The 12,694-nt window shown below is 41.4% G+C and carries 13 protein-coding genes; 12 read left to right on the plus strand and 1 reads right to left on the minus strand.

The genetic code is table 11. The annotated features are described in order from the left end of the window. The first annotated feature begins 291 nt into the window (after nt 1-291). Nucleotides 292-537, plus strand: coding sequence for a hypothetical protein (locus H6G97_RS35545; protein ID WP_190945199.1), 246 nt, complete (start codon nt 292-294; stop codon nt 535-537). A gap of 37 nt (nt 538-574) precedes the next feature. Here the strand turns inward: H6G97_RS35545 and H6G97_RS35550 are convergent, their stop codons facing one another. After that, a complete protein-coding gene (locus H6G97_RS35550) occupies nt 575-946 on the minus strand; it encodes a hypothetical protein (RefSeq protein ID WP_190945201.1) in 372 nt (123 codons plus the stop codon). A gap of 150 nt (nt 947-1,096) precedes the next feature. Between H6G97_RS35550 and H6G97_RS35555 the strand changes: the two genes are divergently transcribed. The 11 genes from H6G97_RS35555 to H6G97_RS35605 all read left to right on the plus strand — a co-directional run bounded on the left by H6G97_RS35555 (nt 1,097) and on the right by H6G97_RS35605 (nt 12,339). Beyond that, nucleotides 1,097-1,336 carry a hypothetical protein gene (locus H6G97_RS35555; RefSeq protein WP_190945203.1) on the plus strand — a complete coding sequence of 80 codons (240 nt, stop codon included), beginning with the start codon at nt 1,097-1,099 and terminating at the stop codon, nt 1,334-1,336. 196 nt (nt 1,337-1,532) lie between these two features. Beyond that, on the plus strand, nt 1,533-2,372 hold the full coding sequence (locus tag H6G97_RS35560) for a DUF3102 domain-containing protein (RefSeq protein ID WP_190945205.1): 840 nt from the start codon (nt 1,533-1,535) through the stop codon (nt 2,370-2,372). Between the two features lie 279 nt (nt 2,373-2,651). Beyond that, nucleotides 2,652-4,460, plus strand: coding sequence for a fatty acyl-AMP ligase (locus tag H6G97_RS35565; RefSeq protein WP_190945207.1), 1,809 nt, complete (start codon nt 2,652-2,654; stop codon nt 4,458-4,460). 106 nt (nt 4,461-4,566) lie between these two features. Further along, nucleotides 4,567-5,541 (plus strand): acyl-CoA desaturase, encoded by a 975-nt coding sequence (locus H6G97_RS35570; protein ID WP_190945209.1) that lies wholly within the window; start codon nt 4,567-4,569, stop codon nt 5,539-5,541. Between the two features lie 57 nt (nt 5,542-5,598). Beyond that, a complete protein-coding gene (locus H6G97_RS35575) occupies nt 5,599-5,937 on the plus strand; it encodes an acyl carrier protein (protein ID WP_190945211.1) in 339 nt (112 codons plus the stop codon). A gap of 119 nt (nt 5,938-6,056) precedes the next feature. Further along, entirely contained in the window at nt 6,057-7,046 is a 990-nt protein-coding gene (locus H6G97_RS35580; RefSeq protein ID WP_338421909.1) for a class I SAM-dependent methyltransferase, read from the plus strand. Between the two features lie 100 nt (nt 7,047-7,146). After that, nucleotides 7,147-7,965 (plus strand): alpha/beta hydrolase, encoded by an 819-nt coding sequence (locus H6G97_RS35585; protein ID WP_190945213.1) that lies wholly within the window; start codon nt 7,147-7,149, stop codon nt 7,963-7,965. A 1,036-nt stretch (nt 7,966-9,001) separates the two neighbouring features. Further along, nucleotides 9,002-10,159 carry an ABC transporter permease gene (locus H6G97_RS35590; RefSeq protein WP_190945215.1) on the plus strand — a complete coding sequence of 386 codons (1,158 nt, stop codon included), beginning with the start codon at nt 9,002-9,004 and terminating at the stop codon, nt 10,157-10,159. 100 nt (nt 10,160-10,259) lie between these two features. After that, nucleotides 10,260-10,589, plus strand: coding sequence for a transposase (locus H6G97_RS56175; RefSeq protein ID WP_199349879.1), 330 nt, complete (start codon nt 10,260-10,262; stop codon nt 10,587-10,589). A 47-nt stretch (nt 10,590-10,636) separates the two neighbouring features. Further along, on the plus strand, nt 10,637-11,218 hold the full coding sequence (locus H6G97_RS35600) for a transposase (protein ID WP_190945225.1): 582 nt from the start codon (nt 10,637-10,639) through the stop codon (nt 11,216-11,218). Continuing rightward, a complete protein-coding gene (locus tag H6G97_RS35605) occupies nt 11,215-12,339 on the plus strand; it encodes an ABC transporter permease (protein ID WP_190945227.1) in 1,125 nt (374 codons plus the stop codon). Before H6G97_RS35600 ends, H6G97_RS35605 begins: the two co-directional genes overlap by 4 nt. The last annotated feature ends 355 nt before the right edge of the window (nt 12,340-12,694 follow it).

The raw sequence follows: 12,694 nt of genomic DNA on the forward strand, positions 1-12,694 counted from the left end.
ATATTTAATTATTTCTCTTCACACCGTAGATTAATTTAGTTTTGTTTTCTTAATTATCGCGATTTTTTGCTTTTTTCTTGGCTGTAATCTATTTATACTTCAAATTGAAGTGCGGAATGTGGGTTCTAACTTTCTAGGTCACTTTGCTAAAGGAAGTCCGTATTGACAAATGGACAACACATTGAGTAGCCGTGTGCGGTGAAAGTCGCACGCACGGTTTCGGATGGGAGGGGTGATACAGCAATGTACACCTCGACCCTAACGGATTGTCAGCCAAGTAAATGAGTTTAGTTGCACTGTCAAAACCTGGGATGGAGAGTACGCCATTGGGTTGCAGCACCTGAAGTCTTACAATTACCTGCCTGCGGAGTGTCAGCAGATGAAGGTGATTTGCGATCGCATCAATCGGGTATATTCGAGTGGGCTGGAGGAATCGGTGCAGAGGTTTTTGGAATCGTTAGGAAAGCTGAATCGGGCTTATTTGACAGCGTTGGAAGAAAAAGTGCTGAGTCTCTTAGAGTCGGAAATTACACATAAGGAAGCCTGGGGGTAAGGTAAGGATTTATGTGAGCGATTAAGTCATTGTCAATGGAGTTTGCTGTTCAAGCCGAGTTTGTATATCTACAATCAGGTTTTCTCCACTGCGTCGGGCTGACCATACACCAGAATACTGCAAACCTATATTCCACTCTCCTTGCATATAATCTTCATTTTCTGAAACCATGCCTGTATATCTAACTGGTACAGGTGAGGTAACTAAATAACGTTTAGTAAAACTGACAGTGCGCCCAATTACCTCGCCATTGACCTGAGCTTCTCCTAAATAGTTGTCATCCAAAATGGAACCACTAAAAGTATTTCCACTCTGAACAAAGGTTGCTTCAAAGCGGCTAGGAATGTCATCTTGCCAGTAAGTTCCTAACCAATTACCGCTAAGGTCTGCCATATTGTTTCCTAGTAAAGATGTCTATGCGCTCACCCGAATTGAAGTAATTGACGCAGCAGGTAGTTTACTCGCTATTGTTAAGCTGAAACCGTCAACCGCCCAATTGTATCGATATTATCTCTGTTGAGCATTGCAGTAAACCCTAGTAAAATGCGGCGAAACAAAGGTGAGGGGAGCGGTAGTATTCATTGGCAAACCATTACTAAAAACGGCAGATATTACCAACAGGCATACTATCACTACGAATTTTGGAGTGAGGGCGATCGCTTGGTCAAATCGTCGAAGTACATTCCCAAGCGGTTACTGAATCGTGTTCAGCAGATGGAGCGAGAGAAAGGGGCTGTTAGGGAGATATTGCAAGTGCTAGGGGTGTTGAAATACTTATTCTGATGCTATAGCTAGTCACGCAGGTCAAAAAACAAATTGAAGGTGTAAAAATAAACGCTGGAATTTGCTTTTTTGTGTACTTTTGTAAAGATTTTATAGGTGTATGCGTAAAGTTACTAGCTTGATATTGATTAATTTATATAAGTTTCTTTAAGAATGAAGTGACAAGCCTGAAACACTGTGGAACAAAACAATTCTCATGAAAACACAAATATTAGAAAAACTGTACTGTATGGAAATAAGTAACGACAGGTCAACAGCTTTCCCTATGGAAGCCAGTTTGATACCTACTAAATCGGAAGAAATTGTTGAGCAGCCTTTAGCATCTATATGCAAACCAGACTTCAAGACTATAGAAGAGAAACAACAACGCTTAGTTATCTTAGCGGAAGACACACGACGTAGGCTAAAGAGAAGTGCTATGGATATTTATTGCATTGGCCTAAATTTACTAGAAGCTCAAAATATTATAGAGCATGGTGAATTTTTGTCTTGGTTACGACAAGAATTTGCAATGGGTAAGACTTCAGCTTATGAGTTTATAAATGTTGCTAAAGCATTTGAGTCTAAATTTCCGATAATCGGAAATTTGATTAATAGTATTACTCCTACTGCTCTCTGTAAGCTGGCAGCCCCTAGTACCCCTGAAGCAGCTAGAGATGAAGCAATATATCTTGTCAAGACAGGTGAAATAGTAGATCCAAAAGTTGTTAAAAACCTTATCAATAAATATAAAACTTCTAAAGCAGCAGGAAAAAAGCAGCAGAAAGCTTCTTCAACTAGTCAAAAGAGTCATATAAATAAAGTAAAAGCATTAGTTGCTCCAATCATTGAGACTATTCAGATAGGACAAACAACCGATAATTCTATATCACTCACTTCCACACCTCAACAAGATGAACTGCAACAATTGGAGCTGGAACGTGATATATATAAAGTACAATTAGAAGAATTAAAGATAACGAATCAGAAACTTCAGCTAGATAATGCGAAACTTCGTTCAGAATTAATTGTGTTGCAAAATAGTAAGAATAAGTAGTAGTATTAGATCAGTTCTTACAAATCACAAACTAAACTTTATTACTATCTGTTGTAAGAATTTAGGCTTATACCATTTCTTTATAAAGCTGCGATATATTTACCTCCGAGCTACGCCGTTCCCCAAAACCTTGGAGGACTAAAGGAGGGTTTTATGATGTGCATCTTTATATAGAAGTGCTATCAATATTGAATATTATTTGCACTTTTTGCAAATTCCTAGGGTTTTAGTTCTTACTGCTTAGTTTAATAACAAGTGATTTTATTTCAAGCAAATCTTATGACAGATTATGTGTCTGATTTGGGAGATAGTTTATCTAATGCCTCAACTTTAGTTGACCTACTACGCTATAGAGCTATCTATCAACCTAACCAAACTGCTTATACTTTTCTTGTGGATGGGGAAACTGAAGAAGTTAGCATAAATTATCATGAGCTAGAGCAGAGATCTAGGGGAATCGCCGCGTATCTGCAATCCTTAAATGCCAAGGGTGAACGAGCATTACTGCTTTACCAGCCTGGTCTAGAATACATAGCAGCTTTTTTTGGATGTTTGTATGCGGAAGTTGTAGCTGTCCCTGCTTATCCACCACTATTTAATAAACCCATGCCTCGGCTACAAGCGATTGTGGCAGATGCACAGGCAAAGCTTGCCCTGACTAATACATCCATCTTGACGAATGTAGAGGAGCAATTTCCCCATACTCCAGATTTAGCAGCATTGCATTGGATAGCTACAGATACTATTACTGATGATGTTATTGAGAAATGGCAACAACCATTAATTAATAGCAACACACTAGCTTTTCTCCAGTATACTTCCGGCTCTACAGGTACACCAAAAGGAGTAATGGTTAGTCACGGCAACTTACTACACAATTTGTCTTTGATTTATCATTGTTTTGAGCATCAGCCCCATAGTCAAGGTGTCATTTGGTTACCGCCTTACCACGATATGGGGTTGATTGGTGGAGTGTTACAGCCCCTCTATGGCGGATTCCCAGTGATTCTCATGTCACCGATAACGTTTCTTAAGAAGCCTTTTCGCTGGCTACAGGCTATTTCCCGCTACAAAGCGACTACCAGCGGCGGACCCAATTTTGCTTATGACTTGTGTGTTCAAAAGATTAAGCCTGAAGAGATAGCAACTCTTGACTTGAGCAGATGGGAAGTTGCTTTCAACGGGGCGGAACCAGTTCGTGCTGAGATATTGGAACGGTTTGCAACTGTATTTGAACCCTGTGGTTTCCGCCAAGAGGCATTTTACCCATGCTATGGGATGGCTGAAACAACTTTATTTATTTCCGGAGGTTTGAAAATATCTCCGCCCATTGTCCGTCAGGTCAAAGGGAGAGCCCTTGAGCAAAACTTGATAGTGGCATCTGCTGATAGGCAGGAGGGTGTCCGGGTAATTGTGGGCTGTGGCCAAAAATGGTTAGACCAGAAAATTGTTATTGTTGACCCTGAATCTTTAATCCCATGTCCCTTTGACCAAGTAGGAGAAATCTGGGTGTCAGGACCGAGCGTGGCTCAGGGTTATTGGAAGCGACTGGAGGAGACATCTTACGCATTCCGAAACTACCTGGCAGATAGTGATGAAGGGCCGTTTTTACGCACAGGGGATTTGGGGTTCTTGCAGGATGGCGAGTTGTTCGTCACAGGTCGCCTTAAAGACCTCATTATAATTCGGGGTCGCAACCATTATCCACAGGATATTGAATTAACTGTAGAGAAAAGTCATCCGGCACTGCGACCAGGGTGTAATGCGGCGTTTACAGTGGACATAAAGGGCGAAGAGCGGCTGGTAGTTGTTCAGGAGGTGAAACGGAATTATCTGCAGAAGCTGAATCTGGATAAGGTGATTGGAGATATACGCCAGGCGTTGACGGCGCAACATGGTCTGCAAGTTTATGCTGCGGTACTGGTTAAAACTGGAAGCGTTTCCAAGACTTCCAGCGGTAAGATACAACGCTACGCTTGCCGGGCAAAGTTTTTAGACGGGACGCTGGATGTGTTGGGAAAGAGCGGCAGAAACTCAGAGGTTCAAAGAAAATCAGATGTTACAAGTATCAGTGCAGTTAAAAACTAGCTCGATCTAAGGTGACAGTAGCAACTTAGGGAAATGATTGTGGAAAACAGCTAGTGTATTGAGTCCATGAAGTGATTTAAAACTCAAAAGCAATAAGGACAGTCTAATGTCGATACAACCAGATTGCACAATAAAATTAGAGCCTGCTATAGGTTCACCTCGTAAAAACCAAATAACGATAGAAAATGAACAACTACAAGAGCTACAACGACGATTCGCCTTAGCTATTGTCTTAATTCCTTTTCTTGGTTCAATTCTTGCAATTGGACTACTTTACGTATCAGGCATTGGTTTAGTGGAGATAGCACTGTTGATCAGTATGTACGCCTTGACTACGGTCGGGGTTAGTGTGGGCTTTCATCGGCACTTTGCACACAGAGCCTTCAAAACAAAACAAGTGATACGGATTACCCTCGCCATCCTTGGATCTATGGCTGCTCAGGGGCCTATTATCTTTTGGGTAGCTACCCATCGACGCCATCACCAGTACAGCGATCTACCTGGTGATCCCCATTCTCCTCGTCTCTATGAGGACGGAATACGTGGACATCTCCTCGGACTATGGCATGCCCATGTTGGCTGGCTATTTGACAGCGATGTTACGAATTCTGTACTCTTCGCTAAAGATTTGCTTCCAGACATTGCCATTGCCAGAGTTAATCGGTTGTACCTAATTTGGGTAATCTTGGGTCTTGCGATTCCCGCTGTACTGGGAGGAATTCTAACAGGAACGAGTATAGGAGCTTTCCAGGGTTTTATGTGGGGAGGGATTGTCCGAATTTTTTTAGCACATAACGCCACTTGGAGCCTTAATTCAATAACGCACGTCTTTGGCCGCCGCTCTTTCGACAGTCATGACTACAGCAGAAATATTGGCTGGCTGGCCATTCTTACTGTTGGCGAAGGGTGGCACAACAACCATCATGCTTTCCCAAATTCGGCGAGATTTGGATTGAAATGGTGGCAAATTGACCAGGGTTACTGGGTCATCCGCGCTCTTGAAGTAGCTGGAATGGTTTGGGATGTCAAAGTTCCTACAGCAGGAATGATAGAAGCTAAAAAGGCTGCGTCGCGTAAATGAACTTTGAATAATTCTGTTGAACGAGCTGTAGGAAATAAAATTATAGAGGTCTCAAAAATGGAAATCCAAAATCCTAAAGTTGCCCAGATGTCTATGGAATCGGAGAGTAACAAGACCGATGTTAAAGAGAATGCGTATAAGAAGCCAGTGACTGCGGCAGAAATTCAAGCATGGCTAGTATCCTATCTAGCTGAAGTCCTGGAAATCGACCCAAATAACGTCGAGGTCAGAATTTCCTTCGAACGCTACGGTTTGGATTCCTCGGCAGCAGTAGTCCTAATTGGAGATATGGAGGATTGGCTTGGATATGAGCTTGATCCTACTTTATTGGTTGATTACCCTACTATTGAAGCTTTGTCCGGGCATTTAGCCAAGGAATACAAAGTAAAAATCTAAGCGTACCCGTATTGAAAGAGAATTACCCAATAACTTAAGGTTCGCTCGTTTTCTTTTGCAGTTCATCAAATTAAGAAAATCAGGCTTCATATGGCTTTGGTTGGACAACGTTATCGAATGTGATCACAATCTTTACAAAGATTGTGATCGTGATTCTGTCTTTCCATATTTTAAAAAACCAGACTAATAGGAGCAGTGCCATTAATACTACAAAAGCTCAGAATCCTGGTGCTTCTGCCGAGGCAATCCAGCACCATTATGACGCAAGTAACGATTTTTATAGACTTTGGCTTGATACCACGAACACTTATTCATGTGCCCTGTGGGAAGAAAATGACAACCTTGAGTCAGCCCAATTAAGAAAAATTGACTTTCATATCATCCAGTCCAGAGCTAGGCAAGCTAGACGAGTTTTAGATGTGGGTTGCGGCTGGGGTTCTACATTGCAACGTCTTGTGGAAAGGCACGGTGTTAAACATGCTGTAGGTCTAACATTAAGCAAGTCCCAAGCAGAGTGGATCGCCTCGTTCAACCATCCAGGAATTGAAGTTAAATTAGAAAGCTGGTCTGACCACTCTCCAAAAGAGCCTTACGATGCAATTATTTCAATCGGTGCATTCGAGCATTTCGCCAAAGCAAACCTCTCCAACACGAAGAAAGTAGAAGGTTACTGCAAATTTTTCCAGCGTTGTCATGAGTGCTTGAAACCAGGTGGCTGGATGTCGCTTCAGACCATAGCATACGGAAACATCTGCAAAGAAGACATGAGTCCATTCATTGCTAATGAAATATTTCCAGAGTCGGATTTACCTAGACTCGCGGATATTGCCAAAGCTACCGAAGGAATTTTCGAGATCGTAGCCCTTCGGAATGATCGTAATGATTACAAACGCACTAGCCAGTTTTGGCTCTCAAAGTTAAAGGCAAACCGTGCAGAAGCAGTCAATCTTGTTGGGGAGGAAGTGGTTGTCAGATATATAAAATACCTCAGCCTCTTTTCTATTGGTTTTCACACGGGAACTATGGATCTCTTGCGTATTACTATGCGTCGAATCGACAAACCCCGAAGAGAACCTTTACAGGTTGATGAGCTTATAACAGAATGTTAAGTCGCACATCGTGTTTTGTGTAAGACAAGAATACTGCGTTTGTTCATCATCTTTTTCACAATTGTTTGATAATCTTCAAAAGTACAAACTGAAACTACTTATGCTTTCCAATGATGTTAAGCAGGCTTTGGATTTATTTTTCACGCCTGGACGTAAGACGATCACAAAAGATGAGCAGGATCTTCTAGATAGCGCTAAAGCTCTAAAAATCCCTTATGGCGAGATAGAACTCGCTGCTTACAGTTGGGGTACAGGTCCAGTTGTCGTGCTCGTTCATGGTTGGGGGCAGCGTGGGATCAATTTGGGTGCCTTCATAGCTCCCTTGGTACAGCATGGCTTCTGCGTAATCACTTTCGACGGACCTGCTCATGGAGAATCTCCAGGGGCACAGACCCACGTAGTAGATTTTGGACAGGCAGTCCGAGCCGTTATTAAATATATGGAACCAGTCTACGGTATCATCAGTCATTCTTTCGGAGCAGCCTCCACAATGATGATGCTGGCATGGGAACCCGACGTGACAGTAGAAAAGCTAGTACTTATCGGAACTCCTTCCGACCTAGTAGATGTCATTGGACGCTTTGCCGTTTTTACACGTCTTTCCGAGCAGGTAGTTCAGAAAATGCACCAATGGGTTGAGTTCCGAGATGGGAAGCCTATTGAAGCGTTTTCCGTTCGAGCAGTAGCGCCCTTTGTGAAAATTCCAACTTTGGTAATTCACGACCGTCGAGACCGCGAAATTCCATTCTCTGATGCCCAAGCAATCACTGCTGGATGGTCGCAAGCTACCCTTATTGCCACAGAAGGACTCGGACACCGACGAATTCTTCGGGATACCAGCGTCGTCGAGCAAATTATGGGCTTTTTAAACGGGAGTAATGTTCCATCAATTAGAATGAGCACTCAAACAGCTAAATGAGGTAATGAGGCAGGGAAATATATTGTCTTGTTGTTTTGTACTATGTAGATATTGCCACCAATCAAAGTCAATGACTTTAATTGTCGCAGTGTTAGCGGATACAAGCTGATTTGTCTGATGGTCTGTAGTATTGAGTCTTGTCTAGTATTACAAAGGAAGGTAGAGGGCAGAAGGAAAGAAGTATGAGTAAAAACTTGAGTTTTTGGTATAGGTATAAAGCCCAGTTTTAGAAGAAAAATTGTATCGAGACGCGTAGCGCGAGATACAAAGTGTCCTTGCTTCAATCCCATGTTTTTAAATGTGGGTTCCTTTTGCCCTCTGCCTTCGTACTTCTGCCTTCTAAATCGTTGCATTAGCTTAAAAGTGTCAAAAAAATCTTCAATATTGCTCAACCAATATTTTGTTAAGTTGTGAGTGACAAAGGTCACTAAATAGGGTTTCTTACTTTCAATAAAAAGTATTGGCAGACCTCAAAGATATTTTCGTCACCACTTTGTATTTGATGAAGTCAGTGTAGCTAATTAAGGTTAATAGGTTTGAATTTTCAGTGCTAAAAACTGGGGCTTTTATGAAATATCAGTGTCAAAAATTATTGCTATACTTGTTATTCTCTAGCATTGTTATTACAAGTTTTCATTATGCAGATAATGGCATATTTATAGATAAGTATCCAAGTCCTGAATGGATAAATAATGCAAATTTAGTATATATTGCTTGGATTGTTCTGACGCTAATTGGGATAGTTGGTTATTTCTTATATAAAAGGGGAATGTTTAGGTTTGCCTATTTATGCCTTGGTATCTACTCATTTACAGGACTATCGAGTCCAGGACATTATTTTTATGGCGAAATGTCAAAGTTCTCTTTGAGAATGCATACCTTAATTTTATTTGATTTTTTTGCAGGCTTGTTAATATTCGGCTTTATTTTATGGTCATTATTTATTAAAACAGATTGGCGAAATAGCATTGATTTGGACTAAGAGTCTTATCTCATTCTTCCAGCCCGCTCACAGCCCTCAACTCAAAGGTAGATCATGAAAAAGATATGGGCTCAATGTACCAAAGAATTGGCACAATTTCAGAGAGATCGCCTAACTGTAGCACTAGCATTTCTTCTGCCACTGATAACCTTACTACTCTACGGGTTTGCCATCAGACTGGAGCTAAAAGCGATTCCTTTGGTGATTCAGGACTTTGATCAAAGCCCACTTAGCCGCATTTTCATTGAAAGGTTATTTGCCACCAATCAGTTTCAATTCGTCCCTTTTGACAATAAGCAGTGGATAGTAGGAGATAGGGAAAGCTTCCCAGCTCTAGACTCCCAAAATGCCGATTTATCCCAAGCGATTGACCGTGGTATTGCCAAAGCAGCGTTAGTAATTCCAACCAATTTTGCCCGCCAAATTAAAGTTGGCAAGTTCACCACCTTTCAAGTCCTTGTCGATGGGACAGATGTCAATAACGCACGGGTAATTGAAAATACTATTCGTGCTACGACTGACTTTTTCCTCAGCAGTGTCGATTTACAACCAAGCAGCAAGCGAGTAACTCCCCAGGTGCGTCTTTGGTTTAATCCAGGGCGTAAAGAATCTCTCTACATTGTACCGGGAGCCTATGCCCTTATACTCTGGGTCTATCCGTCTCTACTTTCAGCACTTGCTATGACCCGTGAAAAAGAGCAGGGTACAATAATCCAAGTTTACACTTCCGGCTTGAGCGCAGCAGAACTGTTGCTTGGCAAGGGGCTAGCTTACTTCCTAGTTGCGATTGTACAAACCCTATTTCTCATGCTTCTAGGGTCACTTATTTTTGGACTCCGCTTAGTAGGGGAACCAAGTTCTTTATTAATTGGTAGTATGTTGTTTTTAATGACTAGTGTATTGTTTGGTTTATTTTTTGGAGTCCGCTCAACTACCCAGAGTGAAGCTACCCAGAAAGTTTTAAGCATTGGTTACCTGACGGCACTTTTATTATCTGGCTTTATCTACCCAGTAAGTAATATTCCTTTTCCTCTCTCGCTAATTGCTAATATTATTCCAGTCCGCTACTATATCGAATTAAATCGTAACGCTTTTGTAAGAGGAGGGGGATGGTCATGCGTCTGGTTTATCCCCCTGGTATTAGCATTGCTAGGTCTATTGCTTTTTATTAGTACATGGCGGAAACTAGGTCGGATGCAGTTACCGGGATAGAGGCATTCTACAACCTATCCCACTAATATCAAAATGTGGTAATCTACTTCTCATTTAAGAAGGGTGTATCGGTTTATGGCTGGGCGTTTTGAAGGATTGAGTGACCGGGGATGGAAGCTATTTGAGGATATATTTCCTGAAAAACCATCCAAACGTACGTGGAAAAGGTAGGGCTCATGCACCATATCGTTATGTATTAAATAGTCTGTTGTACATCCTGATTACGGCATGTCGATGGTGTGATTTGCCACATAGGGATATATGGGCATCAAAAAGTTCATTTCACCGATGGTTAAGGCAATGGCTTGACGATGGAACATTTAAATATATACAAGGACGTGTATTAGCGATCACTGATGAGAAAGGGCTAATAAATTGGGATTTTGGACTTGTTGACGGCTCTTTTTCCCGCAGGATCGGGAGGTGGTGAAGAGATTGCGTATGGTGGCAAAGGAAAGGGAGTTGTAATTTATACACTTGACTGTTGGTAGTGGAATGCCACTGGCTAATTGCACAACGGTAGCCAACGGTAACGAAAAAGAACAAATATTACCTCTGCTTGATAAAGTAAAACTTAAAACTTTAAAACGTGGTAAACCACGTAAAAAGCTTAAGCTACTGGCTACTGATAAAGGTTATGATTCAAAGGAAAAACGTGCTGCTTTACGTAAGCGGGGTATTAGACCTCAAATACCGAAACGAGTCTGGAAAACCAGGAAGAATAGAGGTATACCTATCAAAATCTCTGTTCCCAGATTTCAGCAGGAACGCTGTTTTGCTTGGTATCAACGTAAATATCGTCGTTTAGGGGTTCGCTGGGAACGTATTAAAGTATATTTTAATGCATTCATTCAGCTTGCTACTATTCATAATCTGGATTCAAAGAGTTTTATTAGTGGGATAGGTTCTAGTAACTATAATCAACAATCCATCAGCGTGGCTTATAAAACGCTAATTTCTAATCCTCCTGCCCCCTGCCCAAATGAGGGCATTTCACTTTTTCGTATCGCTCCCGTTTTCGAGCTACTGAGCTTTTTCGCTCCTATGTTCAAAGAATGAAATTCATCAATCATTTATTCAATAGCCGCTTTTGGGCATTGATGGTTAAAGAGATGCATCAAATCCTCAGAGACAAACGGCTGCTCTTTCTACTGATTGTTCTACCGACTGTACAACTGTTGATCTATGGTTTTGCCATCAACCCCGAGGTACACAACCTCAAAATGGGGATTATTGATTACGCTAAAACCTATACAAGTCGTGAACTGATCTCTACTTTGACTGAGAATGGCATCTTTATCGCTCACTATAGTAATAGCGAGCAGACTGTAAGCCATCAGCTTCAGACAGGACAGATTTCGGTCGGCTTAATTATACCGCCTGAGTTTAATCGTGACCTGCATCAGGAACGTACTACACAGGTACAAGTTTTAGTTGATGCAGTCAACGCAAATACTGCCGGGATTGCAAGAAGTTACATTGCTCAAATTATTAATCATTATAGTCGGCAAATAGAACCCTGGCAGGTGCCTGCACAAGTTCAGCCCCAGATTACCTTCCTTTATAACCCTGGACTAATTAATAGTTGGTTTTTCGTATCTGGGGTGATGGGGTTAATACTATGCCTAGTCAGCACAATAGTTGCTTCCGCTACAGTAGTGCGCGAAAAAGAGACTGGTACACTTGAACAGTTGTTGATGACCCCTACGACAAACTGGCAAATATTGTCAGCCAAAGTTTTGCCCTTATTTCTTCTGCTACTAGGTGATGTTATCCTGTTAATTAGTTTAGCTAAACTTATCTTTAAATTACCCTTGCGGAGTAACTTTTTGGTTTTTTTGGCAGTGTCGGGTCTCTACATCTTGAGTGCAATTGGAATAGGTATTCTTATAGGAACGATGTTCTATAGTCAGCAACAAACCCAACTCATATCCTTTTCTATCAATGTGCCATTAAGTGTGCTCTCCGGTACGATTACACCGATTGAGAGTATGCCCCAGCTGATTCAGTATTTGTCGTTGCTAAATCCACTACGTCACTATCTTGTAATCGTGCGGGGCTTGCTTCTCAAGGGTGTTAGTCTTGATGTACTCTGGCCAAACGTGATTGCATTATTAGGCTTCACTACTATTCTCTTGTTAGTTAGTATTAACAGATTTCGCAGTCAGCTAAAGCTCTAACTTCTTATACTTAGGCGTGGAATGGGAACAAATAAAATTTACCTTTTCTCCCAATTTCTGCAACAACGTCCCTCTAAAGAGAAAATGCGGGAGGGGAATATGCTTTTAAACTGAAGCAGTAACTATTCAATCGTCTGTGTCGCAATATAAAACAACTTGGCTCCCACGTTAGTCTCCAATTTACTTCTACTTTCACTGCTTAAACTTACACCTTAACTCCACACTTTCAAGACAAATATAAGAGGATGTTTTAAAAGTAGGGTAATGTTGTAAGAAAGCTCACAAAGCTTATGCTGAGATTTGTAGAAACCAGCACCTTGTGAGCAAATGACTAAAGCATACCGTAGCAATTTGA

This window comes from Nostoc flagelliforme FACHB-838, assembly GCF_014698065.1.
Taxonomy (GTDB): domain Bacteria; phylum Cyanobacteriota; class Cyanobacteriia; order Cyanobacteriales; family Nostocaceae; genus Nostoc; species Nostoc flagelliforme_B.

Bases quoted from the DNA above. Each gene is read 5' to 3' on its own strand.
- H6G97_RS35605 (WP_190945227.1), top strand. From the start codon at position 11,215: ATGAAATTCATCAATCATTTATTCAATAGCCGCTTTTGGGCATTGATG.
- H6G97_RS35560 (WP_190945205.1), top strand. From the start codon at position 1,533: ATGAAAACACAAATATTAGAAAAACTGTACTGTATGGAAATAAGTAAC.
- H6G97_RS35565 (WP_190945207.1), top strand. From the start codon at position 2,652: ATGACAGATTATGTGTCTGATTTGGGAGATAGTTTATCTAATGCCTCA.
- H6G97_RS35555 (WP_190945203.1), top strand. From the start codon at position 1,097: ATGCGGCGAAACAAAGGTGAGGGGAGCGGTAGTATTCATTGGCAAACC.
- H6G97_RS35575 (WP_190945211.1), top strand. From the start codon at position 5,599: ATGGAAATCCAAAATCCTAAAGTTGCCCAGATGTCTATGGAATCGGAG.
- H6G97_RS35590 (WP_190945215.1), top strand. From the start codon at position 9,002: ATGAAAAAGATATGGGCTCAATGTACCAAAGAATTGGCACAATTTCAG.
- H6G97_RS35585 (WP_190945213.1), top strand. From the start codon at position 7,147: ATGCTTTCCAATGATGTTAAGCAGGCTTTGGATTTATTTTTCACGCCT.
- H6G97_RS35550 (WP_190945201.1), bottom strand. From the start codon at position 946: ATGGCAGACCTTAGCGGTAATTGGTTAGGAACTTACTGGCAAGATGAC.
- H6G97_RS35570 (WP_190945209.1), top strand. From the start codon at position 4,567: ATGTCGATACAACCAGATTGCACAATAAAATTAGAGCCTGCTATAGGT.